The organism is Terriglobia bacterium (assembly GCA_020072845.1).
Classification (GTDB): domain Bacteria; phylum Acidobacteriota; class Terriglobia; order Terriglobales; family Acidobacteriaceae; genus JAIQGF01.
Genome location: JAIQGF010000008.1, coordinates 25,166 through 48,456, shown reverse-complemented (window position 1 = coordinate 48,456; position 23,291 = coordinate 25,166). Strand labels below are relative to the sequence as shown.

General features: G+C 62.0%; 24 protein-coding genes and 1 tRNA gene. 20 read left to right on the top strand and 5 right to left on the bottom strand.

All coding sequences use genetic code 11. The features are described 5' to 3' along the window. Positions 1–28 precede the first annotated feature (28 nt). Positions 29–361 (top strand): hypothetical protein, encoded by a 333-nt coding sequence (locus LAN70_07800; GenBank protein MBZ5511061.1) that lies wholly within the window; start codon positions 29–31, stop codon positions 359–361. 167 nt (positions 362–528) lie between these two features. After that, the gene (locus tag LAN70_07795; protein ID MBZ5511060.1) at positions 529–1,074 is read left to right on the top strand and encodes an arginine decarboxylase, pyruvoyl-dependent; all 546 of its coding nucleotides are present in this window, start codon (positions 529–531) and stop codon (positions 1,072–1,074) included. A 171-nt stretch (positions 1,075–1,245) separates the two neighbouring features. Here LAN70_07795 and LAN70_07790 read toward each other — a convergent pair whose 3' ends face one another. Beyond that, positions 1,246–3,057: a tetratricopeptide repeat protein gene (locus tag LAN70_07790; protein ID MBZ5511059.1), complete on the bottom strand. Its 1,812-nt coding sequence runs from the start codon at positions 3,055–3,057 to the stop codon at positions 1,246–1,248. Between the two features lie 118 nt (positions 3,058–3,175). On the opposite strand from LAN70_07790, the gene LAN70_07785 reads away from it, so the two are divergent. From LAN70_07785 to LAN70_07775, 3 genes are all read left to right on the top strand, one after another. After that, positions 3,176–4,114 carry an ABC transporter ATP-binding protein gene (locus LAN70_07785; protein ID MBZ5511058.1) on the top strand — a complete coding sequence of 313 codons (939 nt, stop codon included), beginning with the start codon at positions 3,176–3,178 and terminating at the stop codon, positions 4,112–4,114. Beyond that, positions 4,111–4,887 (top strand): ABC transporter permease subunit, encoded by a 777-nt coding sequence (locus tag LAN70_07780; GenBank protein MBZ5511057.1) that lies wholly within the window; start codon positions 4,111–4,113, stop codon positions 4,885–4,887. The genes LAN70_07785 and LAN70_07780 overlap by 4 nt, the downstream gene beginning before the upstream one ends. A 94-nt stretch (positions 4,888–4,981) precedes the next feature. Beyond that, complete coding sequence (locus LAN70_07775; protein MBZ5511056.1) at positions 4,982–5,905, top strand: hypothetical protein; 924 nt, start codon at positions 4,982–4,984, stop codon at positions 5,903–5,905. A 33-nt stretch (positions 5,906–5,938) separates the two neighbouring features. Here the strand turns inward: LAN70_07775 and LAN70_07770 are convergent, their stop codons facing one another. Then, positions 5,939–6,880: a tetratricopeptide repeat protein gene (locus tag LAN70_07770; protein MBZ5511055.1), complete on the bottom strand. Its 942-nt coding sequence runs from the start codon at positions 6,878–6,880 to the stop codon at positions 5,939–5,941. Positions 6,881–7,055: 175 nt separating this feature from the next. Here LAN70_07770 and lolA point away from each other — a divergent pair, with 175 nt between their 5' ends. From lolA to LAN70_07730, 8 genes are all read left to right on the top strand, one after another. Beyond that, complete coding sequence (gene lolA / locus LAN70_07765) at positions 7,056–7,712, top strand: outer membrane lipoprotein chaperone LolA (protein ID MBZ5511054.1); 657 nt, start codon at positions 7,056–7,058, stop codon at positions 7,710–7,712. Positions 7,713–7,864: 152 nt separating this feature from the next. Further along, a complete protein-coding gene (locus LAN70_07760) occupies positions 7,865–9,082 on the top strand; it encodes a type II secretion system F family protein (protein ID MBZ5511053.1) in 1,218 nt (405 codons plus the stop codon). 123 nt (positions 9,083–9,205) lie between these two features. Continuing rightward, positions 9,206–10,864, top strand: coding sequence for a GspE/PulE family protein (locus LAN70_07755; protein ID MBZ5511052.1), 1,659 nt, complete (start codon positions 9,206–9,208; stop codon positions 10,862–10,864). A 104-nt stretch (positions 10,865–10,968) separates the two neighbouring features. Next, on the top strand, positions 10,969–11,847 hold the full coding sequence (locus LAN70_07750) for a hypothetical protein (GenBank protein ID MBZ5511051.1): 879 nt from the start codon (positions 10,969–10,971) through the stop codon (positions 11,845–11,847). Beyond that, positions 11,844–12,464 carry a hypothetical protein gene (locus LAN70_07745; GenBank protein MBZ5511050.1) on the top strand — a complete coding sequence of 207 codons (621 nt, stop codon included), beginning with the start codon at positions 11,844–11,846 and terminating at the stop codon, positions 12,462–12,464. The genes LAN70_07750 and LAN70_07745 overlap by 4 nt, the downstream gene beginning before the upstream one ends. After that, a complete protein-coding gene (locus tag LAN70_07740; GenBank protein ID MBZ5511049.1) occupies positions 12,464–13,006 on the top strand; it encodes a hypothetical protein in 543 nt (180 codons plus the stop codon). Before LAN70_07745 ends, LAN70_07740 begins: the two co-directional genes overlap by 1 nt. Continuing rightward, entirely contained in the window at positions 13,003–13,623 is a 621-nt protein-coding gene (locus LAN70_07735) for a hypothetical protein (protein ID MBZ5511048.1), read from the top strand. The genes LAN70_07740 and LAN70_07735 overlap by 4 nt, the downstream gene beginning before the upstream one ends. Positions 13,624–13,640: 17 nt before the next feature. Continuing rightward, on the top strand, positions 13,641–14,600 hold the full coding sequence (locus LAN70_07730) for a hypothetical protein (GenBank protein MBZ5511047.1): 960 nt from the start codon (positions 13,641–13,643) through the stop codon (positions 14,598–14,600). Between the two features lie 85 nt (positions 14,601–14,685). Here the strand turns inward: LAN70_07730 and LAN70_07725 are convergent, their stop codons facing one another. Beyond that, positions 14,686–15,045 (bottom strand): iron-sulfur cluster assembly accessory protein, encoded by a 360-nt coding sequence (locus LAN70_07725; GenBank protein ID MBZ5511046.1) that lies wholly within the window; start codon positions 15,043–15,045, stop codon positions 14,686–14,688. A 338-nt stretch (positions 15,046–15,383) separates the two neighbouring features. On the opposite strand from LAN70_07725, the gene LAN70_07720 reads away from it, so the two are divergent. The 5 genes from LAN70_07720 (at position 15,384) to LAN70_07700 (ending at position 18,942) form a co-directional block, all read left to right on the top strand. Beyond that, on the top strand, positions 15,384–15,659 hold the full coding sequence (locus LAN70_07720) for a hypothetical protein (protein MBZ5511045.1): 276 nt from the start codon (positions 15,384–15,386) through the stop codon (positions 15,657–15,659). A gap of 135 nt (positions 15,660–15,794) precedes the next feature. Next, positions 15,795–15,879, top strand: a tRNA-Leu gene (locus LAN70_07715). Between the two features lie 179 nt (positions 15,880–16,058). Next, a complete protein-coding gene (locus tag LAN70_07710) occupies positions 16,059–16,829 on the top strand; it encodes a sulfite exporter TauE/SafE family protein (protein MBZ5511044.1) in 771 nt (256 codons plus the stop codon). 69 nt (positions 16,830–16,898) lie between these two features. Next, positions 16,899–17,195 (top strand): DUF3467 domain-containing protein, encoded by a 297-nt coding sequence (locus tag LAN70_07705; GenBank protein MBZ5511043.1) that lies wholly within the window; start codon positions 16,899–16,901, stop codon positions 17,193–17,195. A gap of 160 nt (positions 17,196–17,355) precedes the next feature. Continuing rightward, the gene (locus LAN70_07700; protein ID MBZ5511042.1) at positions 17,356–18,942 is read left to right on the top strand and encodes a glycosyltransferase family 39 protein; all 1,587 of its coding nucleotides are present in this window, start codon (positions 17,356–17,358) and stop codon (positions 18,940–18,942) included. Between the two features lie 84 nt (positions 18,943–19,026). Here LAN70_07700 and LAN70_07695 read toward each other — a convergent pair whose 3' ends face one another. After that, a complete protein-coding gene (locus LAN70_07695; protein ID MBZ5511041.1) occupies positions 19,027–19,743 on the bottom strand; it encodes a uracil-DNA glycosylase in 717 nt (238 codons plus the stop codon). Between the two features lie 80 nt (positions 19,744–19,823). Further along, entirely contained in the window at positions 19,824–20,123 is a 300-nt protein-coding gene (locus LAN70_07690; protein MBZ5511040.1) for an antibiotic biosynthesis monooxygenase, read from the bottom strand. A 307-nt stretch (positions 20,124–20,430) separates the two neighbouring features. Here LAN70_07690 and LAN70_07685 point away from each other — a divergent pair, with 307 nt between their 5' ends. Both LAN70_07685 and LAN70_07680 read left to right on the top strand, forming a co-directional pair. Continuing rightward, positions 20,431–20,829 carry a hypothetical protein gene (locus LAN70_07685; GenBank protein MBZ5511039.1) on the top strand — a complete coding sequence of 133 codons (399 nt, stop codon included), beginning with the start codon at positions 20,431–20,433 and terminating at the stop codon, positions 20,827–20,829. An 86-nt stretch (positions 20,830–20,915) separates the two neighbouring features. After that, complete coding sequence (locus LAN70_07680; protein ID MBZ5511038.1) at positions 20,916–23,225, top strand: tetratricopeptide repeat protein; 2,310 nt, start codon at positions 20,916–20,918, stop codon at positions 23,223–23,225. The last annotated feature ends 66 nt before the right edge of the window (positions 23,226–23,291 follow it).

Below are 23,291 nucleotides of genomic sequence, written 5' to 3'. Positions count from 1 at the left end.
TTTCCAAGATTAGTGGGGAGAGAAACCGATGAACCGAGCAATGCGCACCCTGGCTGTCCTGCTGCTGTTATCCCTCGGCCTGTTGGCCGCCGACTCCAAGGACCAGACCTTCACCGGCACGGTCAGCGACACCATGTGCGGCGCCCATCACACCATGATGCCCGGATTGTCCGATGACCAATGTACCCGCGCGTGCGTAAAGACCGGAGCCGACTACGCCCTGGTGGTTGGCGCCAAGGTCTACACGCTCAAAGGCAACAAGGCGGATTTCGACAAGTTTGCCGGCGAAAAAGCTACGGTCAAGGGCACGGTTTCCGGCAACGTGATCCAGGCGACTTCCATCGCAAAACCAAAAAAATAGCCAGGCTCGGATTCGCTGCCCCCGAGGGCCACCGGCATTCGCCGAGGACCTTGTTTCAGCAACAAAAATTTTGCGCTGCCTGCATTTTTGCGTGCACCACTCCCGCGGCACCGTGTTATTTTGCAACTGTCCAGTGAAACCCGGAGGCAAATGAATTGGGCAAAGACATGGTCCCGCGGCGGATCTTCCTGACAAAAGGGGTCGGTAAGCACAAGGAGCGTCTCACCTCGTTTGAGCTGGCGTTGCGCGACGCCGGCATCGCCTCGCAAAACCTGGTGCGGGTTTCGTCGATCTTTCCTCCACAATGCAAGGTGATCCCGCGCTCCCTCGGCCTGCGCCATCTCAGCCACGGTGAAGTTGTTTTCGCCGTGGTGGCCGAGAATTCCACCCATGAGCCCCACCGGCTGCTGGCCGCCAGTATCGGACTGGCGATCCCTGCCGACCGCTCTACCTACGGCTATCTCAGCGAGCACCACTCCTTCGGCGAAACCGACGATCAGGCCGGCGACTACGCCGAGGAACTCGCCGCCGAAATGCTGGCCACCACGCTCGACGTCGAGTTCGACCCCGACAAATCCTGGGATGAAAAGAAAGAAGTGTACCGGCTGTCGAACAAGATTGTTCGCACGCTGAACATCACCCAGTCCGCGGTCGGCGACAAGAAGGGCAAGTGGACCACGGTGATCGCCGCCGCGATTTTCATCTTTGATTAAGACGGAGGCGGTACGCCTGGTGAGCTAAAGGCGGAATCCCTCAGCGGCTAAAGCCGCCACAGTTGGGCTTCTCACGGCGCGGCTGAAGCCGCACCCCTTCAAAGAAGCGCACCCCTTCAAAAGAAGCCGCACCCCTTCGAAGAAGCAAATAATTGAACGCAGTTCTACGAACTACTGATTGCCACCCAGCAGTTTCTCCACTCGCTCCAGATCCTGCTTCACCTGCGGTTCCGGATTGATCTTCCACTCCTCCCGCAGTTCCTCCCGCGCCGCCTTGAGCTTGCCCTGTTTCTCCAGCGATGTCGCCAGGGCGTAATGAAATCCCGGCTTGGCGCCGAACATCTCGATCGCCTTGCGGAAATATGGCTCCGCCTGCGCGTAGTTCCCCTGCTCCAAATGCGCCAAGCCAAGGTAGTAATACTCGTCGGCATTGTTCGGCAGCAGCGGGACCGCGGTTTCGAGTTCCTTTTGCGCTTCCGGAAATCTTCCCAATCCGTACATGGTGATCCCCACCGCGAAGTGTGTCGCCCAGTCATCGGGCTTGATCTGCAGCGATTCGCGATACAGCGCCAGTGCGTCCTCGGGACGATGGCGCTTGTAGAACTCATTCGCCAGGTGATTGATCGCGACGACGTTTTCCGGGGCGGCATTTACGGCGTGCGCGTAGAGGATCAGGTCGTTCATCCAGTACACGTTCTGGAGGGCGGTGCCGGCGGCCAGCGCACAGCCCAGGACCAGAGTGATCGCCATCGGCACTGGCGGCGCGCCGAACAGTTCCCGCCCGTCTGACTTGATCGCCCGAATCGCCCATGCCAGTACGATGGCGAATCCCACCGAGGGCAGGTACAGGTAGCGGTCGTGCACCAGGTCTTCCTGAATGAAGGCGTAGATGCCGGCAATCGGAGGCACCATCAGCGCCGCCAGCCACCAGGAGCCGAACGCGGCCACGCGCGACCGGCGCGACACCCACACCAGCGCTCCCACCGTTGCCACCACGCCCGCCAGCGGCAGCACGAAATTCTTCAAGCCGGGCGTGTGCACCAGAGGCGTGTCGTGGAACACCGACAAGCCCACCGGCCACACCAGCTCGCGCACGTAGAACCAGAGGAACGACGGCAGGGTCAGCGCCACGTCAAGCCACGGCTTGGCTTCGGGATACCCCAGTCCGCGCAGGACGTAGTGGCGTAGCGCCATATACGCCAGCGCGGCTGCGGCATAGGGCGCATACCGCCTCGCCATGGACGCCATCGTCTCGTCCTGACCGTCGCGGCGCGAAAGAATCAGCCGGTCGTAGGCGAACAGCAGCGCCGGCACCATGACACCGGTCTCCTTGCACAACATCGCCAGCGCATACGACGCCGCCGAGGCCGCTCTCCACCACGTCGCGTCTGCGCCTCCGTCGCGCGAGCGCACGTAGCTCACAAAGCTGCCGATCACGAACACTGCCAGCAGCGGCTCGGTGACGCCCGATACCCAAGCCACGGTTTCAATGTGCGTCGGGTGCAATCCGTAGATCACGGTTGCGATGGCCGCCGTCAGCCGGTCGCCAGTTACCCGCCGCGCCAGCACGTACACCATCAGCGTCACCGCCAAGTGCACTGCCACGGTGGTCGCGTGCCACCACGCGGGATGCAATCCAAACAGGCTGTAATTGATCACCAGCCACAGCTCGAACAGCGGGCGGTAGTAATTTCCCGGCTGGCCCGAAAACTGGCTCCAGACATGCTCCACGAACAGCCGCGGCGCATGCTGCCATGAATGGACGCGCGGGTTGCTGATGATTTGCGGCAGGTCGTCATACACGAACTGAAAGCGCAGGGTGTTGACGTAGGACAGCGCCGTCAGCACCAGCGCCAGCACTACCAGCAACCGCGCCGCATCCGGGCCTGTCGCCGGGCCGATAACCCGTGGCGCGCTCTGCCCTGCTGTATCCTCTGCGCTGATGTTCTTGTTGACGGAGGTACCTGCTGCCGTGTCTGCCAAAAACTCTCCCCCTGGTATTTGGAGGTGGTCCGGCTATCTTATCGCGGAAGCTACTCCCTCCCCATCGACAACTACCCGCCAGGTGCCGTCCAAAATATAATGAGTGGTCCAAACCCAAATGAACGCCATCGAGACCTACGCGCTGGAGAAAACTTATCTCGCCGGCTTCTGGCGCAAGCGTCCCAAAACCGCCCTGAAGCCGCTGACTCTTACCGTCCCCGACGGCGAAGTCTTCGGCTACCTTGGTCCCAATGGCGCCGGCAAGACCACCACGCTCAAGCTCCTAATGGGCCTGATTTTTCCTAGCGGCGGCTCGGCCAAGGTCCTGGGCGCCGACTGGCGCGACCCGCGGGTGAAGGCGCAGATTGGTTTCCTGCCCGAGCAGCCGTATTTTTACGATTACCTGACCGCCAACGAACTTCTCGACTACTACGCCCAGCTCTCCAGTGTCGATGCCCGCGAACGCCGCCGCCGCATTCCCGCCGTCCTCTCGCGTGTCGGCCTGGCTGAATCCGGGCACACGCAGCTGCGAAAATTTTCCAAGGGTATGTTGCAGCGCGTCGGGATAGCGCAGGCGATCATTCACGATCCCAAGCTGGTCTTTCTCGACGAGCCCATGTCGGGCCTGGATCCGGTCGGCCGCCGCGAGGTCCGCGACCTTATCCAGTCGCTCAAAGACGAGGGCAAAACCGTATTCTTCTCTACCCACATCCTCTCCGACGCCGAGGCTTTGTGCGACCGCGTCGCCGTGCTGCACAAGGGCGAACTGCGCGGCGTGGGCGTGGTGCAGGACTTGCTGGCCCGCTTCAGCGGCAAAGTCGAGATCATCTGGGATGGGCATGCGGCCATGCCCGCGGTCCAGGCGCTGGGCTCCGAATGTCACTCGACCGGCGACAGCATCCGCGCCGTCCTGCCGCAGGAGCAACTCGACACCGCCATTGACGCCATCCGCCGCGCACGCGGACGGCTGATGTCGGTGACGCCGGTCCGCGCCTCGCTGGAGGACTACTTCCTGGAACAGCTTTCGGATAGCACGACGGTGGAGGTAGCACGATGATGAGTCGCGTCGCCGCCATTTCGTTCAACACGTTTAGAGAGGCGGTGCGCGACCGCGTCCTCTATAACCTCATCTTCTTTGCCCTGCTGCTGGTCGCCTCGGCGCTGCTGTTCGGCCAGATCTCGATCGGCATCGAGCGCATGGTGCTGATCAATCTCGGCCTGACCGCCGTTTCCATCTTCGGCATCGTCATCGCCATCTTCATCGGGATCGGCCTGGTCTCGAAAGAAATTGACAAGCGCACGCTCTACACCGTGCTGGCACGCCCGGTGCGCCGCTGGGAATTTATTCTCGGCAAGTTTTTCGGCCTGGTGGGCACGCTGGTGGTCAACACGTTTTTCATGGCGATCGGCTTCTTCGCCGCGCTGCTTTACCTTGTCCATCACTTCCAGCGCGCTGACGGCTACCTGCTGGTGGCGCTCTACTTCATCGTCCTGCAGTTCGTAATCGTCACCGCAGTCGCGCTGCTGTTTTCGTCATTCTCCTCGCCGCTGCTTTCGGCTGTCTTCGCCTTCGCCCTGTTCATCATTGGAACTTTCGCCGAAGACCTGCGGGCGTTTGCCGCGCTCGCCCACGGCCCCGCCGGCTGGATCGCCACCGCCGCGGCCTATCTGGTGCCGAACTTTTCCGCCCTCAACGTCATCTCTTCCGTCGCTCACGGCGAGCCGGTGGCGCGCACCCTGATCGCGTACAACACCGGCTACGCTGTGCTCTACGCTACCGCCGCGATTTCCGCCGCAGCTCTCATATTCGAGCGCAGGAATTTGAAATGACGTATCAAAACCATTTCCGATTGTCGATTGCCGATTGTCGATTTGTGTGGTTTCAATCACCCGATCACCCGATCACCAGATCACCCGATATCGCATGAAGCACCGCGCCGCCATCACCGTCACTCTGGCCACTGTGCTGGTGGTGTGTATGAGTGGCGCCGTCCTGCTGCTGCGCCGCATTGATCGCCTGCGCTCCGGCGCGACCCTGGAAGAGGTGCTGTACATTCCTTCGCCGAAGATCCTGAAGCGCATGACCCTGGGCTATAACGGCCTGGTCGCCGACATCTACTGGACGCGCGCCGTGCAGTACTTCGGCGCCAAGCATCGCGCCCGCGCCACCCAGTATCAACTGCTGGCGCCGCTGCTCGACATCACCACAGAACTGGATCCGCACCTGATCGTGGCTTACCAGTTCGGCTCCACGTTCCTGGCGCAGAAGCCGCCGGAAGGCGCCGGCGAGCCCGACAAGGCCGTCGCGCTGGTGGAACGCGGCATCCAGGCCAATCGCAATCGCTGGCAGCTTTACTACGAGCTTGGATTCCTGCAATACATGGAACTGCACGATCCCGCCGCCGCCGCTCGCGCCTTCGAGCGCGGATCGCAAATTCCCGGCGCACACCCGTTCCTGAAAATTCTCGCCGCCGCCATGGCGCAGCACGCCGGACAACTGCTCACCGCGCGCATGCTCTGGACCACCACCTACGAGTCCACCGAAGACCCGATGATCCGCGCCAACGCGCTCAAGCACCTGCGCGCGCTCAAAGTGGATGAAGTTGTCCCCAAACTCGAGGCGCTCGCCGCCGAGTATCAGCGGCGCGCCGGCCGCCAGCCCGGGTCCTGGGCGGATCTCATCACTGCCGGCCTGTTGCGCGGAATTCCCGTCGACCCGGTTGGAAATCCTTACAAGTTGATGCCCGAGGGCCGCGTCCAAGTCTCCGATCCCGACGCCCTGCCCTTCATCAACCAGGGCCTGCCGCTGGGGAAAAAGCCGCGAGAGCCCGGTGCTCGCGCCCTGTAAGTCGCGCTAAGGCGATTTATCAACACTGCCGTATTAGTGCTGTGGGTTTGCTTGGGAATGGCGCGCCCGCATTTGCTGGGCCCGGTCGCGTAAAACTGCGGCTTCTGCCTTTTGTCCAAGATGCTTCAAGATCTCCGCCCGATTCTCCAACGCTTTCACAAGGTCAGGATGGTCGGGCCCAAGGGGCGCTTTCTCGAAAATTTCCACGGAGCGCCGGGAATATTGCTCCGCTTCTTTGTACTTGCCCTCGCTGGCGTAGAAAACCGCCATGTTGTCCAACGATAGCCCTACACGGGGGTGATTGGGACCGTACAAGTTCTCGCGTATTGCCAACACGCGGGCATAGAGAGGCTCCGCCATTTGCTGCTGACCGGTGTGTCGGTATGCAATTGCCAAATTCTCCAGTGTGCTGGCGAAATCAGCCGATTCTGCTCCGCCGGCTTTCTCGGACAACTTAGCTGCGCGCTCCAGCAACGGAACCGCCGGTCTTGGCCGCTCAGTCCTGCGGTAGAAGCTTCCAAGATCATTCAGGCTCACAGCCAGCTCGCGGTCGGTTGTAGCAGGATCGGATTCGCGGATTCGTAAGGCGCGGACGTATGCAGCTTCTGCGTCTGAGAATAGCCCGTGATACATACATAGAGTCCCTAATTCGCTCAAGATAGATGCCACAACACGTCCCGGTGCGTGCAGCCGTTCCGCGATGCTCAAAGACTGCTTCGCTGCGTCCTCGCCTTGCGTGTATTTGCCCAGCTCCCGGTAAACGCCAGTGAGCTTGTAGAGCGACATGGCAATGTGTTCCTCATTGCCGATCTTCTTTGCTACCTCAACCGCAGAATTGAGGGATTGCTCGGCTTGCGCGTAGTCTCCGCGTTCATAAGCCGCTACACCCTGACGGAATGAGTTCTGCCACTGCGCCTCCAACGCAGCTTTGTCTTGGGCGAGGAGACCAACGGAACCCAAGAAGATGCAGGCCAACAAGTATCTTGCAGAAGACACCCTTCACCCCTTTTGACCGGCAGTATATACGCGCGCAGAGCGGAAGAGATGTTCTGAGTTTTGAGGGGCCTGATGATAATTGGCGTGAACGCATTATAAAAGGGCGCCCCATTGAATGCTGAGTCATTTGCGCTGATCTATGATCTAACGGACTATGAGGTTTCTGCTTCGCGCCGTAATCGTTCTTACGCTCACTGCGACCGCTCTCGCCCAGGCCGACGTCCACAAGATCGCCGATGCCGTGGACCGCCGCTACAACAACCTGCAATCGCTGGAATCGCAATTCACCGAGACTTATCGCGGCGCCGGCATGGCGCGCAACGAATCAGGCACGCTCTGGCTCAAGCGCCCCGGCAAAATGCGCTGGGACTATCGCGAGCCCCGCCCCAAACTGTTCATTTCCGACGGCAAGACCGCATGGTTCTACGTTCCCGGAGACCAGCAGGTGCGGAAAGCTGCGGTCAAGAAACTCGACGACCTGCGCTCTCCCCTCCGCTACCTGCTCGGCAAGACGAAACTTGAAAAGGAATTCACCGGACTGTCGCTGGCGCCCGACGCCAAGCCGCTCGACCCCGGTGACATCGTCTTGCGCGGAGTACCCAAAGGCATGGAAGACCGGGTCAGCCAGGTCCTGCTGGAGATCACCCCCGACTCCCAGATCCGCGCCATCACCATCGACGAGGCCGATGGCTCCACCACCCAGTTCCGCCTTTCCGAGCAGAAGCAGAACGTCCAACTCTCCGACAGCCGTTTCCGCTTCACCCCGCCTCCCGGCGTGGAGACGGTGGAAACCACAGAAATCTCGCAGTGATAGCCGTCAGCATTCAGTGGTCAATGCTCGGTTGCCTCATGCCGCATGGTTGGTGGCTGATGCTTTTGGCTCCCCTCGCCTTAAACCTAAGTAGCGGTGCTACACTGGTAAACAAGCAACTCCCGTCGAGGCAGTAGAATTAACAGTCTGGAATGGCTGAATTTGTCATCAGAATGGCCGACGACCGCGGCCACGTGCTCGAACGTATGGAGAACGGAGCCTCCTCCGGCGAAGTCCGCGAGCGCTTCGCGCAGCAGGGCTTTCTTGTTTACTGGGTCAAGCCCCGGAGCATGCTGGCGGGTGGGCAGATCCGTCTTCCCCGCCGCCGCAAGATCAAGATGCACCAGTTCGTGGTCTTCAATCAGCAGTTTGTCACGCTGATTCACGCCGGCCTGCCCATCCTGACCGCCCTCGACCTGCTGATCCGCCGCCAGCGCAACCTCTATTTCCGCTCCCTGCTGGAAAACGTCCGCGACCGCGTCAAGAGCGGCGAACTGCTCTCCGACGCCTTTGCCGCGCAGGGGGCATTCCAGCGCATCTACACCACCACGCTGCTGGCGGGGGAAAAAAGCGGCAACCTGGAAGAGGTCCTCAACCGCTACATCGGCTTCCAGCGCCTGGCCATCGCGTTTCGCAAGAAGCTGCTGGCCTCGCTGGTTTACCCGACGCTGCTCGCCATCCTGGTGGTGGTGATGCTGGCATTCCTGGTCACCTACGTCATCCCGCAGTTCGCGACACTGTATACCGCCATCGGCCGCCCCGAGGCCATTCCGCCGCTCACCCAGATCATGCTCGCGATTGGCGTCAACGCTCAGCATTACGCCGTTCCTTTCGTGGCCGTCCTGCTGATCGTGTTTGCCTTGATCTGGCGGTGGGCCAGTTCCGAGAGCGGCAGGATTTACCTCGAGCACCTGCGGTCGCGCATCCCGCTGCTGGGCGATATTTCCTTGAAGCACCAGGTCGCGGTGTTTGCCCGCATGCTGGCGACCTTGCTCGCCGGCGGCCTGCCGCTGGTGCCCTCGCTGGAGACCGCCGGCGCCTCCATGAACAGCCGACTCTTGGCCAAAAGCATAGGCAAGGCCGCTGTCCGCGTGCGCGAGGGTGCGTCGCTCTCCAAGAGTCTGGAAGAGACCGGCACCATCCCCGACCTCGCCGTCGAGATGATCGAGGTTGGCGAGAGTACCGGCGCATTGCCGGCGATGCTCACCTCGGTCGCCGAGTTCTTTGAGGAAGACGTGCAGACGGCGCTGACCGCCGCCATGGCGCTGATCGAACCCGCGATCCTGATCGTAATGGGCATCATTGTCGCCTTCGTGCTGATCTCGCTCTACCTGCCGATTTTCACCCTCGGCGCCGGAGGCGTGCGATGATGCAAGTTCAGCCGATTCCGGCGTTCTTTCCAGCAGACGTCCGGCTCGGGTCTGTGATTCCGGCCCGGGGCGATACTCGGTACTGGCTGACAACTGACAACTGGCAACGGGCAACTGGTTTTCATGGCAACTGACAAGAAATCGCTGTTCGTCAACGGCGTCAATGTCGTCACCGCCACGCCGGCGGAAGAAGAAGAGCGCGCCCGCGACCTGGCCCGCCGCTACCGCTGCGAGTTCCTCGACCTGCGCAATCACCATATCCAGCACGACCTGATGCGCAAGGTGCCGGTCGAGCTCATGTTCCGCTTCAACTTCGTTCCGCTCGAGGAGCTTGCCGACGGCTCTTTGGCCATCGCCATGGCTGACCCCAGCCAGCTCATGATGATTGACGAGATCGGATTCCTGCTCCACAAGCGGATTCGCACCAAGGTCGCTACCCTTTCGCAGATCAGCGACATCCTCAAAAAGACCGAGCAGTCGCAGCGCGTCCTGGACGAGGCCAGCGAGGGCTTTACGCTCGACGTGATTCCGGAGGAAGACGCCTCCGACGAGAACATCTCCATCGAGCGGCTCACCTCCGCCGAGGGCGACATCTCGCCCATCATCCGGCTGGTGGACACCACCATCTTCACCGCCCTGCAGCGGCGCGCCAGCGACATTCACATCGAGACGCGCGACGACTCGGTGGTCATCAAGTACCGCATTGACGGCGTGCTGCAGCAGGCCATGCAGTCCATCGCCAAGGAGCACCACTCCACCATCCTGTCGCGCGTCAAGGTGATGAGCGAGCTCGACATCTCCGAGCGCCGCGTTCCCCAGGACGGCCGTTTCCGCGTCCGCTACAACAACCGCTTCATTGATTTCCGCGTCTCGATCATGCCCTCCATCCACGGCGAGGACGCCGTGCTCCGCGTGCTCGACAAGGAATCGATGAGCGAGAAGTTCCACAAGCTCAATCTCGACGTGGTCGGCTTCGACGAGGAAAGCCTGCGCCGTTTCCGCCGATATATCAGCGAGCCCTATGGCATGGTGCTGGTCACCGGACCCACCGGCAGCGGCAAGACCACGACTCTGTACGCCGCGCTCAACGAGGTCAAGACCGACGAAGACAAGATCATCACCATCGAGGACCCGGTGGAGTACCAGGTCCGCGGCATCACCCAGATTCCGGTCAACGAGAAAAAGGGCCTGACCTTTGCCCGCGGCCTGCGCTCCATCCTGCGCCACGACCCCGACAAGATCATGGTCGGCGAAATCCGCGATACCGAGACGGCGCAGATCGCCATCCAGTCCGCCCTCACCGGCCACCTGGTCTTCACCACCGTGCACGCCAACAACGTGGTGGACGTGCTCGGCCGCTTTCTCAACATGGGCGTGGAGCCGTACAACTTCGTCTCCGCGCTCAACTGCATCCTCGCCCAGCGGCTGGTGCGCGTCATCTGCGATAGCTGCAAGAAGCAGTTGCGTTACCCCGCCCCGGTGCTCGAAGCCAGCGGCCTGGACCCCAAACTCTGGGGTGGCGTTCCCTTTTATGAAGGCGAGGGCTGTATCGAGTGCTCCGGCACCGGTTTCCGCGGGCGGACCGCGATTTCCGAGCTGTTGGAACTCAGTGACCGCATCCGCGAAATGATTCTGGAACGCAAGCCGACTTCCGAGATCCGCCGTGCCGCCCGCGAAGAAGGAATGCATTTCCTCCGCGAATCGGCGCTTGATAAAGTAAAGGCTGGCACCACCACCCTGAAGGAGATCAACAAGGTCACCTTCATCGAAACCACGAGGTAGTCTGAATTACTTATCGACAGACACTCTGAGGATTGTCATTCCGACCCTGAGCGAAGTCGAAGGGAAGGAATCTGCATTCGCTACGAGCTAAGAGCTGACCGCTGATGGCTTCTTCCGACAAACCGCGCATCGCCTGCGAACTCACGCCCGAGCGCGTGATCGCCGCCCGTGCCGATGACTCCGGCGCGGTTGAAACCGTGTCGGCGCGTAGCTTGCCGCCGGGCAGCCTGGCTCCCGGTCTGGCGACCCCGAATGTGGGCAACACCGGCGCCCTCCGCCAAGCCATCTCCGATTCCCTCGCCGCCGTCGGTTCGCGTTCGCGGGACGTGATTGTCGTGGTTCCCGACGCCGCCGTCCGCCTCGTCCTCCTCGACTTCGAAGAGTTGCCCGAGCGCCGGCAGGACGCCGACTCCGTCGTCCGCTTCCGCCTCAAGAAGTCCTTGTCCTTCGAGGTCGATAACGCTGCGCTCTCCTACGACGTCCGCCGCAGCAGTGGCGGCATCAAGGTGATCGCCGCGGTCGCGCCCTCCGGCGTCCGTGAGGAATACGAATCGCTGTTCCGCGATGCCGGCTTCAATCCCGGCGTGGTGTTGCCTTCGATGCTCGCCTCGCTCGGCGCCGTCGAAGCCAGCGCGCCCACGCTGGCACTCAAAGTGGACCTCAGCAGCACCAGCGTCGCCATCGTTCAGGGCGAAGACCTGCTGCTCTACCGCACCCTGGAAAACGCGCACGGCGACCGGGTTGACGCCGCCGCTCTCGCCGACGACATTTATTCTTCGCTCGTCTTCTTCCAGGACAACTACGGCATGAAGGTCGAGCGCATTCTGCTCGGCGGACTGGCTTCGGCCCAGGAGATCGGCCCCGCATTGGAATCGCAGACCGGGGCCCGCGTCGGCGATCTGGTTTCCGCCTCGCAAGCCGGCGGCCAGAGCGGCCTGGCGCCGGCGTTGCTGGCAGGTGTTGTGGGAGCGTTGCTGGGATGAAGTTCCGCATCAATCTCGCTTCCGAGCCTTACGAGAACGCCCGGCTGTTTTATGTGCGCTGGGGCGCGTTGCTGCTCGCCGTGGCGGTGCTCACCGGCGCGCTGGTTTTCGGCGCCGTCTCGGGCTGGCGCAACGCGCACGGCCTCAGCGGCAAGATCACCGCCGAAAAAGCCAACCTCGACAAGCTCAGCCGCCAGGAGCAGCAGGACATCGCCATCCTCAACAAGCCCGAGAACCGCGACGTGCGCGACAAATCCCTGGTGCTCAACGGCCTCATCCGCAGCAAGGAATTTTCCTGGACCCTGATCTTCTCCGACCTCGAGCACCTGATGCCGGCTCGCCTCCACGTGCTTTCCATTACCCCGCAACTCGATCAGAACAACGAAATCGAGGTGCACATGACCGTCGCCGGCGATTCGCGGGAGAAGGCCATCGAGCTCATTGAGAACATGGAAAAATCCCGCGAATTCCGCCGCGCGCAGGTGCTGTCGGAGACCGATACTCGCCGCGAACAACCGGGCACACAGGTCGTCGACACGGTGCAATTTGAAATCCTCGCCCAGTACGTGCCGGTCGCGCCTGCCGCGGCCGCCGCGCCGGGAAGGAGCGGTGAGTAATGGCCAACCTGCGCCAGGCCCGCCGCCGCATCTACGTGGTTCTGGGTGTGCTGCTCGCCGTGGACATCGCCGCCGCCATCGTGCTGCTCACGCCCATCGCCGGGTCCGGCGCCGCTCGCCAGCAGGAGTTCGACGCCATCCGGCGGCAGTTAAAGCAGAAAATGCTGCTGGTCATCCCGCCCGACCAGGTGCAATCCCGTGTGGACCAGGCGCGCGCCCAGATTGATGCCTTTTACAAGGACCGCCTCGCCGGCGGCGCTTCGGCCCTCAGCGCCGAACTCGGCAAGCTTGCCGCCGCCAGCGGTGTCCGCCTGAACTCCGTCCACTACCTTGAGCTCGACTCCGATCTCCCCGGCCTCACCCACGTCCGCGTGGATGCCAACATTTCGGGCGACTATGTTGCTGCCGTGAAGTTCATCAACGCTGCCGAGCGGGACAAGATGTTTTTCATCGTGGACCAGGTCAACCTCGGCGAGCAGCAGGGTGGAACCGTCCGCCTCGCCGTCGGCCTGGAAACTTATGTGAAGGGTGCAGCGGAATGAAGCTGGGCGCCGAAAATCGGACGACGGCCCTGGTGGCCATTGCCCTCATGGTCATCGCCGCCTTCATGATCGTGCGCGCGTGGAGTGGCGGAGGCCAACCCGCGGCTACCGCCAATCCCACCCCGGTTCAGCCGGAAGCTGCCGCTACGCCCGCGCCCGCCCGCGGACGCCGTGCCGCCCGTGGCAGCCGAGGCGCCGCCCGCAATGCGCCCTCGGGCACCGCCTTCAGCCTCGACCCGCGTCTCCGTCTTGACCTGTTGAAGTTGAGTGAAGAAACCGAATACAAGGGCGCCGGCCGCAACATCTTCCGCGCCGAAGCCGAAATTCCCAAGCCGATTGAACCGGCAATCAAAGATGCCTCGAAGACTCCTCCCCCGCCTCCCCAGCCGACGGGCCCACCGCCGCCACCGCCGATCAACCTCAAGTTCGTTGGCTTCGCCAGCGGCACCGGCGAGCCCACCAAGGTGTTTCTCACTCAGGGTGACGACATCTTTGTCGCCGCCGAGGGCGAAATCGTCAACCGCCGTTACAAGGTCATGAGGATTCATCCCAACTCCGTCGAGATTGAGGACGTCCTCAGCAACAACCGCCAGACCATTCCATTGTCTGCCGGATAGGTTTTTCGATGACTTCAATGGCTTGCCGCCACCGGCGCTGCTCCCACGAGTCAGGTTACGTCCTGATGGTCATCATGTTTCTCATGGTCCTGCTGATCGTCGGCATGCTCGCCACCGCGCCCGCCATCAAGACCCAGATCCAGCGCGACCGCGAGGAGGAAATGATCCATCGTGGAGCGCAGTACTCCCGGGCCATCAAGAAATACTTTAAGAAATTCGGACGCTATCCCGGCACCATCGAACAGCTCGAAAACACCAACAACCTCCGCTTCCTGCGCAAGCAGTACAAGGACCCGATGTCGGCCGACGGCAAGTGGAAGTTGCTGCACGTGGGCGACGTGAAGATCGGCACCACTTCCAATTTCGGCACGCCGGTTTCCGCCATGGGCACGCAGGGTGGCGCCGGCGGCAACCTCGGCCAGCCTGCGGGTCAGTCCGCCTTCGGAGGATCGTCAGGAACCCTGGGCGGACCAGGAAGCAGCTTTGGCGGAGCGGCAGGGGGCCTGGGTGGAGCGGGCGGCACAATCGGCGGCCTTGGCGCCATGGGCGGATCGTCGCCCTCGAGCGCAGGCGCCACCGGCACGCAGACATCTCCCGGGGGTGCAGTCGGGTCGCAGACATCCACCACCGGTTCCAGCAGCATGATCTCCAGCACCAACGCCATCGGCGGCGGCGTCATCATCGGCGTCTCCAGTCTCAGCGAAAAGGAAGGCTTGCACGAGTTCAACGAGAAGACCCATTACAACGAATGGTTCTTCTTCTATGATCCGACCCTGGATCGCGGCGGCCTCATCACCGGTCCTTTCACCGGCAAGACCTTCACGGCCGCCGGCGGTTTTGGCACGCCCGCCAGCGCTCTCGGCCAGCAACAGCCCAGCGCCTTCGGCCAGCCTTCCTCTTTCGGTCAGCCTTCGTCGTTCGGCCAGTCCGGCGGCATGGGCCAGCAAACACCGCAGCAACCGCAAAGTCCGCGCTAAGGCCGGCAAGCAAAAAGCCCCGCGTTTCCGCGAGGCTCTTGAATTTGCCTTAGCTAATCGCTAAGAGCTAACCGCTAAAAGCTTCTTACACGTTGAACGAAGACCCGCACCCACACGTGCTCTTCACGTTCGGGTTCTCGAACTTGAACCCGGCGCCTTCCAGCGTCTCGACGTAGTCCACTTGCGCGCCGTTCAGGTACATCAGCGAAGTCGCGTCCACGTACACCTTCAGGCCGTCGAAATCGTAGCTCTTGTCCATCAGCCCGGGCGCGTTCTCGAACGACATGGAATACGAGAAGCCGGAGCAGCCGCCGCCGACCACGCCCACGCGCAATCCCGCTGGAACCGGGTTCTGCTGGGCCATGATTTCCTTCACCTTCGCGATCGCGTTGGGTGTCATGTTGAGCGGGGCGGTCTTGGTTGGGGTGGTCGTCGTGGTCGCCATTTCTTCTCCTCTGAATGATTTCCGAGCCAAATTATACCATCGAAGCCATGCCCGTCACATCTCGCTGTGACCTGCAGTTGGCTCCCGTGATTCTATTCCGTTAGATGATTTCCCCTGGCGCGGGGTCGCACCTTCCGTTCGTTTCCGCAGGCTCTTTCCGGGTCTTCCAGCCCTTCCTCGCGGTTTGGCCTTGCGCTTGAAGCCCATTTTCCCCTGCAGCCGGCAGCCTGGAGCCTGCAGCCTTAAAATAATCCCCATTTTCGCCCTCCCCGCGGGCATATAATTTGACGAGGTCCCGCCCGCATTGGGACCTGGGAATATAACAACCGAGGTGGCGCATGTCATCGACGTTGACCAATCTACTGATCGTTTGGGGCGTGCTGACGGCCGTCCTGGTCATTCTCCTGATCTACCGCAGCACCCTGGCCATGCGTGAGGACGATCAACTTTTCCTCAGCAACTCCGAATCCCACATGCAGATCGAGCAGCAGCAGGTGATTGCCCGCCTCAACAAGGTCAATTTGCCGGTTCGCATTCTCGGCGGCGCCTCCGGCTTGCTCATCCTCGTCATCGCCGGCCTGTGGATTTACGAGGGCCTCAGCCGCGTCCAGTAGCGGGGACGCCCAGCGGTGCGCCGGTCAGCGTGGCCCGGGATTGCGGCCCGTTCTGCAATCGGCAATCAGAAATCCATATCCCTGTTCCAGAACCAGCACTCCTGCCAGCACTGAATGTTGCTATCATTACCCCGTGCGAGAGTGGCGGAACTGGCAGACGCACCAGACTTAGGATCTGGCGGGGCAACCCGTGGGGGTTCGAATCCCCCCTTTCGCACCACATCTTCTCTGCAGACCCTTCGGCTTCGCTCAGGATCTCGGCGGCGGGCTCCCGCTCGGCTGTACCTCGCTCACGCCCGCAAAGCGGCTCAAGTTCGAATCCCCCCTTTCGCACTACAGCTTCGCTGCCTGCCCGCTTTCTACTTGAAACTGGAAACCGGAACCTAGAAACTCGGCTGCGTGCACCTGCGCGACGCACTCATCCTCTTTTTCGCGGCTTTCGTTGCCGGCGTGCTGAATTCCATCTTCGGCGGCGGCAGCTTTCTTTCCTTCCCGACACTGTTGTTGACCGGCGTTCCGCCCATCCACGCCAATGCCACCAACACTGCCGCGCTCTGGCCCGGAACCGTCGCCAGCACCGCCGCCTACCGCCGCGAGGTCGCCGCTCATGCCCGCCTCCTACCGCTGCTGACCATCGTGGGCGTTGCCGGCGGGGTCATCGGCGCCAAGATCCTGCTGCGCACTCCGCAATCCACATTCATGCGCCTGATTCCCTGGCTTTTGCTGGTCGGAACGTTGTTCTTCGTTTACGGCGTCCGCATTGCCCACTGGGTGCGTGAACGCACTCATCATCGCCCCCGCGTCTCCGCCGCCACTCGCGCCGTGACCGTCGTGTTGCTATTGCTTACCTCCGTCTACATCGGATACTTCGGCGCCGGCGTCGGCATCCTGGTGGCTGCCGTTTTCGCTCTCATGGGATTGGAGAGCGTGCACGCCATCAGCGGCCTGCGCACCTACCTGGTCAGCGTTTCCAACCTGGTGGCGATCGTGACGTTTATCGCTGCCGGCGCCGTGCTCTGGCCGCAAGCGTTGGTCATGGTCAGCGGCGCCGCCCTCGGCGGTTACGGCGGCGCCCATTACGCCCAGAAAATGGACCCGCGGCGCGTCCGTCAATTCGTTATCTTCATCGGCTTCGCCACCTCCGCCTACTTCTTCATCCGCACAGCCTAGGGCCTGCCCTCCTGAACGCCAATTGCGCGCGTTCAATCACCAGATCGCCCGATCGGTTAGAATTCCCCCATGGCCTTCCCAGCTCAACCCAACATCAAGCTCGTCAATACCGCCGAGTACCGCGAAAACTACGCCAACAGCGTCCAGGTGCGCGTGAACGTCTGGGACTTCTTTCTTGTCTTCGGCACCCTCCAGCAGCCGAGCGAGAACGAGGTCGAGGTGCGCAATTACCAGGGCATCTATCTCAGCCCGCAGCAAGCCAAGGCCCTGATGAGCATCCTCCAGCAGAATGTATCGCAATACGAGAAAACCTTCGGCGAGATCAAACTCGACCCGCACATGACCGTCCCTGGCGGCGTCAACTGAGCGACGATGTGGCGCGGGCGCCCTCGCCCGCGTCGTAGGTTTGTGGCTCACAACCACGCTCCTCGAACGTCCGTGTATCATCCTTGCCGTGCCGACGACCTCCGCACGCGCGCCGCTCTTGACGAAATCAATCATCGGCAATCGACAATCAGCAATTTTTTTGCTTCTGCTTTTTGCGGGCCTCCTCCTCACTCACTTTCCGCTCCTCCGTCTTCCCTACTTCTGGGACGAAGCCGGCTACTACATTCCCGCCGCGCGCGACCTCCTGGTCACGGGCACGCTGATCCCAAGCTCAACCCTGAGCAACGCCCATCCGCCGCTGCTGATGGCGTATCTGGCTGCCGCCTGGAAGATGTTCGGCTACTCGCCGCTGGTCACACGCTGCGCCATCCTGCTGGTTGCCGCCTTCACTCTCCTTGCCGTCTTCCGTCTGGCGTGCCAAGTCAGCACTACAGGAGTCGCCATCGCGTCCCTCATCTGCACCGCGCTGTATCCGGTTTTCTTCTCGCAAAGCGCGATGGCCCATCTCGACCTCGCTGCCGCAGGCCTGATTCTTTGGGGCGTATATTTTTACCTCGCCGATCGCCGCATCGCCGCCATCATCTTTTTCGCTCTCGCCTGCCTCACCAAAGAAACCGCCGCCCTCGTTCCGCTGGCGTTGTTCGCGTGGTCCGTTGTGCGCCTGGCATTCAGTGCGACACGATTGTTCAAGCATTGTCATTCCGAGCGCCGCGAGGAATCTGCTTTTGCCATCGACCGTCGACCGTCGACCGTCGACCTCTCGCGACTGAGACTCGAAACTGAAATTCTTCTCTCACTTGTTCCCCTCGCCGCCTGGTTCGCCTTCCACTACGCACGCACCGGACACGTCTTCGGCAACCCCGAATTCTTCCGCTACAATCTGGGCGCCACGCTCAATCCGGTGCGCTTCCTGGCCGCGTTCGCGCTGCGACTCTGGCACCTGTTCGGCTACATGAACATGTTCCTGCTGACGCTGGCCACCGCCGTGGCCATGTTCTTTCCGCCGCGTGTCAGCAACAGCGGAGTGCACACACCGGCCATTGCGGCGCGCGTCCAGGCAGTCTTTTACGTGCTAATCCTGGTTCACGTGGTCGCGCTTTCCATCCTCGGCGGCGCCGTCCTGGCGCGCTACCTGCTTCCGGTTTACCCGCTGCTGGTGATTGTCTGCATATCCACGCTGTACCGGCGCCTGCCGTGGTGGCCGGGGTTCGTCGCCCTCATCTGCGCGGGGTTCCTGATGGCGCTGATCACCGAACCACCGTACCGCTTTGCGCCCGAGGACAATCTTGCCTGGTCGGATTATGTGCGGCTGCACCAGTCCGCCGACGCTTTCGTGGCGCAACACTATCCCGCGGGGCGCGTTCTCACCGCGTGGCCTGCTTCCGACGAACTCACGCGTCCCTGGCTCGGTTATGTTCCCCAAGCTGTGCCCATCGTGCGCATCGAGGACTTCTCCGGCGCGCAGATCCTCGGCGCTGCCGACGCGCGCTCCAGTTACCGCGCCGCGCTTGTCTTCTCCACCAAGTTCGAGCCGCGCCACCTGTTGCGCGTGCCTGGGTGGGAGCGGCTGCAGGAGCGCTTCTTCGGCTATCACCGCGACCTCCCACCCGAACTCATCGCCCGCATGCTTGGCGCACGTATCGTCTTCAAGCAACGCCTGGGTCAGCAGTGGGTCGCCGTGCTCGAGATCGAATTCATCGAGAATGCCCGCCTGGAGCGCTTTTGAATTGTGATTGGCGATTTCTGGTCCGGAACTGTTGGATGGACGCGCTCTGGAAAGCGGGCTTCGATTCTGGGTGGGATGAAGAACTTAACCGTGTTTGCCTGCAGCCTGGACCCTGGCGCCTGAAGCCTCTCTTCTCGCCTCTTCGAAAATCTTCCGGAACATCTTTTCCGTCAGCTTGCCCGTGTTCGTGTTCTGGTTCGACGGATGATACGACGCCAGCAGAATCCTGCCGCCGGGCGTCATGTAGCGCGCGCCATGCGCAAACACATATTCCTTCTTGCTCTTCAGCTCTCCGCGGCGGCGCAGGTAATTCAGGTAGGCATCAAATCCGATCCGTCCCAGCGCGACGATCACTTTCACATTCTTCAATCCCGCAATCTCGCGATCGAGGAACGGCGCGCAGTTCGCGATCTCGTCCGGCGCCGGTTTGTTCTGCGGAGGCGCGCAGCGCACGGCGGCGGTGATGTAGGCGTCCTTCAATTTCAATCCGTCGCCGACGTGCGTCCCTTTGGGCTGCGAGGCGAATCCCGTGGCGTGCAGCACCGGGTACATGAAGTTCCCGGAAGAGTCGCCGGTAAACGGCCGCCCGGTGCGGTTGGAGCCGTGCGCGCCCGGCGCCAGTCCCAGGATGAGCACGCGCGCGTCAGGATCGCCGAAGCCGGGGACCGGTTTGCCCCAATACTCCCACTCGCGATAGGCGCGGCGCTTTTCGCGCGCCACGGCGCGGCAGTGCTCCACCAGCCGCGGGCAGCGCGTGCACGCGATCACTTCTCGGTTGAGCTGATCCAACCAGGCTGGCATCGGGACGACATTTTATAGGATCGGGGGATCTGGCGATCGGGGGATCGAAAAAAAATCGCCCGATCGCTCGATTTCTCAACTCACAACTGAAGAAACACTCCCAAGCGCTTCTCCGACTCGGTCAGCGCCTCCATCTGCTGGTCCAGAGCGCTGTACTCCTGGCGGTTCACGGCGCGGAAGGCGCCGTAGGAATCCACGTCGTCCCAGGTGTCAATGGTCACGTAGCGGCCCGGGTCGGTGATGTCGTGGAGCAACTGTGTGCCCTTGTAGGCGGCATCGCGCTGGAAAAATTCCGCCCAGGTGCCGCCGTCGGCGTAGTGGCGTTCGAAGTCACTGCGCTGCTCCTCGCGCACATGGAATTCCCACACGATCTGGATCATTCCGCACCTGCCCTATTTTGGGCAGCATTTAACACAGCGGGGTGACGCGAAGCAATAATCCGCGCGGTGCCCGTCTGCATATTGCCAGCCGGCAAAAGAGTGCACGCGCCTGTCGAAGGCCGAATGTCGCCACGTGTTCCGAATTCGGAACAGATCAAATTTTTGTGCTGACCCGCACTGGCCCTTGTTATTGTGTCGCGGCAGCAGCCAGCACCGCGGAGCCTGACACGGCTGACCAACCGGAGGCCAGCGCAGCCGGTTTTCGGTTGGCGGTTATCGATTCCAGCTCTGGAATACGGAGAATAAAATGAACGACGAGAAGAGAACAGAAGGACAAAGCGGGGGAGTTAACATCAGCGGCGGGAGCGTCACCGTCGGGGGAGATATAGTTGGGTGCGACAAAATCGTAGGCACAGAAATTTCCCAGGCGCAGCTCGATCAGATTTTCCACCCAGTCATGGAAGCTATTCGAACGGGACCCCCCGAGAAGCAGAACGAAGCTGTCAAACAATTGGAAGCACTGAAGGCCGAAACATCCAAGGGGAAGAAAGCCGACGACAGTGTCGTTGCCAAATTGGTAGACGGTCTGGTTAAGCTTGTTCCGGCAGCAGTGAGCGGTGTGGTTAGCGCCTTTGCTACTCCAGTCCTCGGTGCGATTGCCGGTCCTGTCACCAAGTTTGTCATAAATGAGATTCAGGGTAAGTAGGCCCCCCACATCGGCCATTGCGTTCGTGCAACGCTAGACATTAGGCCGCGATAACCAATACTCGCTGTCAGAGCAGAGGGGACCGAATGGAGTCCGACAAAAGAAACGACGGCCAGTCCGGGGGCGTCAACATCGGCGGCGGCCAGGTTCAGGCCCACGATGTTGTCGGTCACGACCATGTCCAAGCCCAGGGCGACATTGTCCGTCGCGACAAGATAATCATCGAAGCTGCCGCTCCGGTCGTGTCGGCTCTGCACCAGTTGCCTTCGCCGCCGGGGGACTTCACCGGACGTGGGCAGGAACTCACGAAACTGCTGACGGCGGTGGAGCAGGGAGGGGTCAGCATCTCCGGCCTGCAAGGGCTGGGTGGGGTGGGCAAGACCGCGCTGGCGCTGAAACTGGCCGAGCAGCTGACGCCGCGCTACCCGGATGCGCAGTTCTATCTCGACCTGAAGGGTGTAACGGACAAACCTCTCACTCCCGCCGAGGCGATGGCGCACATCATTCGCGCCTACCATCCCACGGCGAAACTTCCCGAAGATGAGGGCGAATTAGGCGGCCTGTACCGCTCGGTGCTGCACAATCAGAAGGCCCTGCTGCTGATGGACAACGCCAAGGATGCGCAACAGGTGGCGCCGCTGCTGCCGCCGCCGGGCTGCCTGCTGCTGGTGACCTCGCGGCAGCACTTCGTGGTGCCGGGACTGATGGCGAAGAATCTGGACACGCTGCCGCCCGCCGATGCCATAGCGCTGCTGGTGCGCATTGCATCTCGGCTCAAGCAGGAGAAGGACGAGGTGACGGCTCGACTGGCGCAGCTTTGCGGTTACCTGCCGCTGGCGCTGCGGACGGTGGGCAGTGCGTTGGCGGTACAGGTTGATCTGGAGCCGGTGGCCTACGCCCGCAAGCTGGCGGATGCCAGGGAACGGCTGAAGCTAACGGCGACGGAGGCCTCGCTGGGTTTGAGCTACGAGTTGCTGGGGGCGGAGCTGCAGCAGCGGTTCTGCGCGCTGGCGGTTTTTGCGGACACCTGGGCGGTGACGGGGGCGGCAGCGGTCTGGAAGGTGGAGGAGGATCCGGGGCGGGAGGCGCTGGGGCAGCTACTGCACTACAGTCTGGTGGAGTTCAGTGCTGGCCGCTACCGGCTGCACGATCTGGTGCGACTGTTTGCCGACGCGCGGTTAAACGGCACGGAGCGGACGGTGGCGCAAGGGCGGCACGCGGCACATTACCTCACGGTGACCGACGCCGCCGACAAACTGTATCTGCAGGGTGGGGAGTCGCTGAAGAAGGGGCTGGTGTTGTTTGAGGTGGAGTGGGGAAACATAAGGGCGGGGCAGGGTTGGGCGGCAGCGCAGGCGGAGGAGGACGAACTAGCCGCAAAGCTGTGCAACATGTATCCGGACGCAGGTGCGTACTGTCTGAGTCTGCGCCAACATGCGCGGGAACAAGTCCGCTGGCTGGAAGCAGCGCTGGGCGCCGCCCGGCGGTTGAAGGACCGCTTGGCGGAGGCTGTGCACCTGGGCAACCTGGGCAATGCCTACTTGGATTTGGGCGAGACCCGCCGCGCCATCCAGTATCACGAACAAGCTCTGGCCATTACCCGTGAGATTGGAGACCGGCGCGGCGAAGGCAGTGTGCTGGGCGGTCTGGGGACCGCCTACTGCAATTTGGGCGAGACCCGCCTCGCCATCGGGTACTACGAGCAAGTTCTGGTCATTGACCGCGAGATTGGCGACCGGCGTGGCGAAGGCGCTGCGCTGGGCAACCTGGGAATTGCCTACCGCAATTTGGGCGAGCCCCGCCGCGCCATCGAGTACTACGAACAAGCTCTGGCCATTAACCGCGAGATCGGTGACCGGCGCGGCGAAGGCAGTGCGCTGGGCTGTCTGGGGACTGCCTACACTCACTTGGGTGAGACCCGCCGCGCCATCGAGTACCACGAACAAGCTCTGGCGATTTACCGCGAGATCGGTGGCCAGCGCGGCGAAGGCATTGCGCTGGGCAACCTGGGCCTTGCCTACTCGGATTTGGGCGAGCCCCGCCGCGCAATCCGGTATCACGAACAAGCTCTAGCGATTGCGCGCAAGATCGGCGATCGGCGGGGCGAAGGGCAGGACCTGGGCAACTTGGGAATTGCCTACCGCAATTTGGGCGAGCCCCGCCGCGCCATCGAGTACTCCGAGCAGCACCTGCAGATCGCGCGCGAGATCGGTGACCGGCGCGGTGAAGCAAACGCGCTTTGGAACATGGCTCTGGCTCTCGACAAATTGGGTGAGCGCGGGCAGGCCATCGCCCGCGCTGAAGCAGCGTTGAGTATCTGTGAAGAGATCGAAGAGCCCCACGCCGCCATGGTGCGCGAGCAACTCGACGCGTGGCGGAGCGAGCAGCAGAGCTGATTGTGGCGATTGTCGGGTGGCCGCAACTCACAACTCGCAACTCTCCCCCCGTTTGACCGCCCGCGC

Coding starts and splice junctions, on each gene's coding strand:
- LAN70_07800 (MBZ5511061.1), top strand. CDS start 29: ATGAACCGAGCAATGCGCACCCTGGCTGTCCTGCTGCTGTTATCCCTC.
- LAN70_07795 (MBZ5511060.1), top strand. CDS start 529: ATGGTCCCGCGGCGGATCTTCCTGACAAAAGGGGTCGGTAAGCACAAG.
- LAN70_07785 (MBZ5511058.1), top strand. CDS start 3,176: ATGAACGCCATCGAGACCTACGCGCTGGAGAAAACTTATCTCGCCGGC.
- LAN70_07780 (MBZ5511057.1), top strand. CDS start 4,111: ATGATGAGTCGCGTCGCCGCCATTTCGTTCAACACGTTTAGAGAGGCG.
- LAN70_07775 (MBZ5511056.1), top strand. CDS start 4,982: ATGAAGCACCGCGCCGCCATCACCGTCACTCTGGCCACTGTGCTGGTG.
- lolA (MBZ5511054.1), top strand. CDS start 7,056: ATGAGGTTTCTGCTTCGCGCCGTAATCGTTCTTACGCTCACTGCGACC.
- LAN70_07760 (MBZ5511053.1), top strand. CDS start 7,865: ATGGCTGAATTTGTCATCAGAATGGCCGACGACCGCGGCCACGTGCTC.
- LAN70_07755 (MBZ5511052.1), top strand. CDS start 9,206: ATGGCAACTGACAAGAAATCGCTGTTCGTCAACGGCGTCAATGTCGTC.
- LAN70_07750 (MBZ5511051.1), top strand. CDS start 10,969: ATGGCTTCTTCCGACAAACCGCGCATCGCCTGCGAACTCACGCCCGAG.
- LAN70_07745 (MBZ5511050.1), top strand. CDS start 11,844: ATGAAGTTCCGCATCAATCTCGCTTCCGAGCCTTACGAGAACGCCCGG.
- LAN70_07740 (MBZ5511049.1), top strand. CDS start 12,464: ATGGCCAACCTGCGCCAGGCCCGCCGCCGCATCTACGTGGTTCTGGGT.
- LAN70_07735 (MBZ5511048.1), top strand. CDS start 13,003: ATGAAGCTGGGCGCCGAAAATCGGACGACGGCCCTGGTGGCCATTGCC.
- LAN70_07730 (MBZ5511047.1), top strand. CDS start 13,641: ATGGCTTGCCGCCACCGGCGCTGCTCCCACGAGTCAGGTTACGTCCTG.
- LAN70_07725 (MBZ5511046.1), bottom strand. CDS start 15,045: ATGGCGACCACGACGACCACCCCAACCAAGACCGCCCCGCTCAACATG.
- LAN70_07720 (MBZ5511045.1), top strand. CDS start 15,384: ATGTCATCGACGTTGACCAATCTACTGATCGTTTGGGGCGTGCTGACG.
- LAN70_07705 (MBZ5511043.1), top strand. CDS start 16,899: ATGGCCTTCCCAGCTCAACCCAACATCAAGCTCGTCAATACCGCCGAG.
- LAN70_07695 (MBZ5511041.1), bottom strand. CDS start 19,743: ATGCCAGCCTGGTTGGATCAGCTCAACCGAGAAGTGATCGCGTGCACG.
- LAN70_07690 (MBZ5511040.1), bottom strand. CDS start 20,123: ATGATCCAGATCGTGTGGGAATTCCATGTGCGCGAGGAGCAGCGCAGT.
- LAN70_07685 (MBZ5511039.1), top strand. CDS start 20,431: ATGAACGACGAGAAGAGAACAGAAGGACAAAGCGGGGGAGTTAACATC.
- LAN70_07680 (MBZ5511038.1), top strand. CDS start 20,916: ATGGAGTCCGACAAAAGAAACGACGGCCAGTCCGGGGGCGTCAACATC.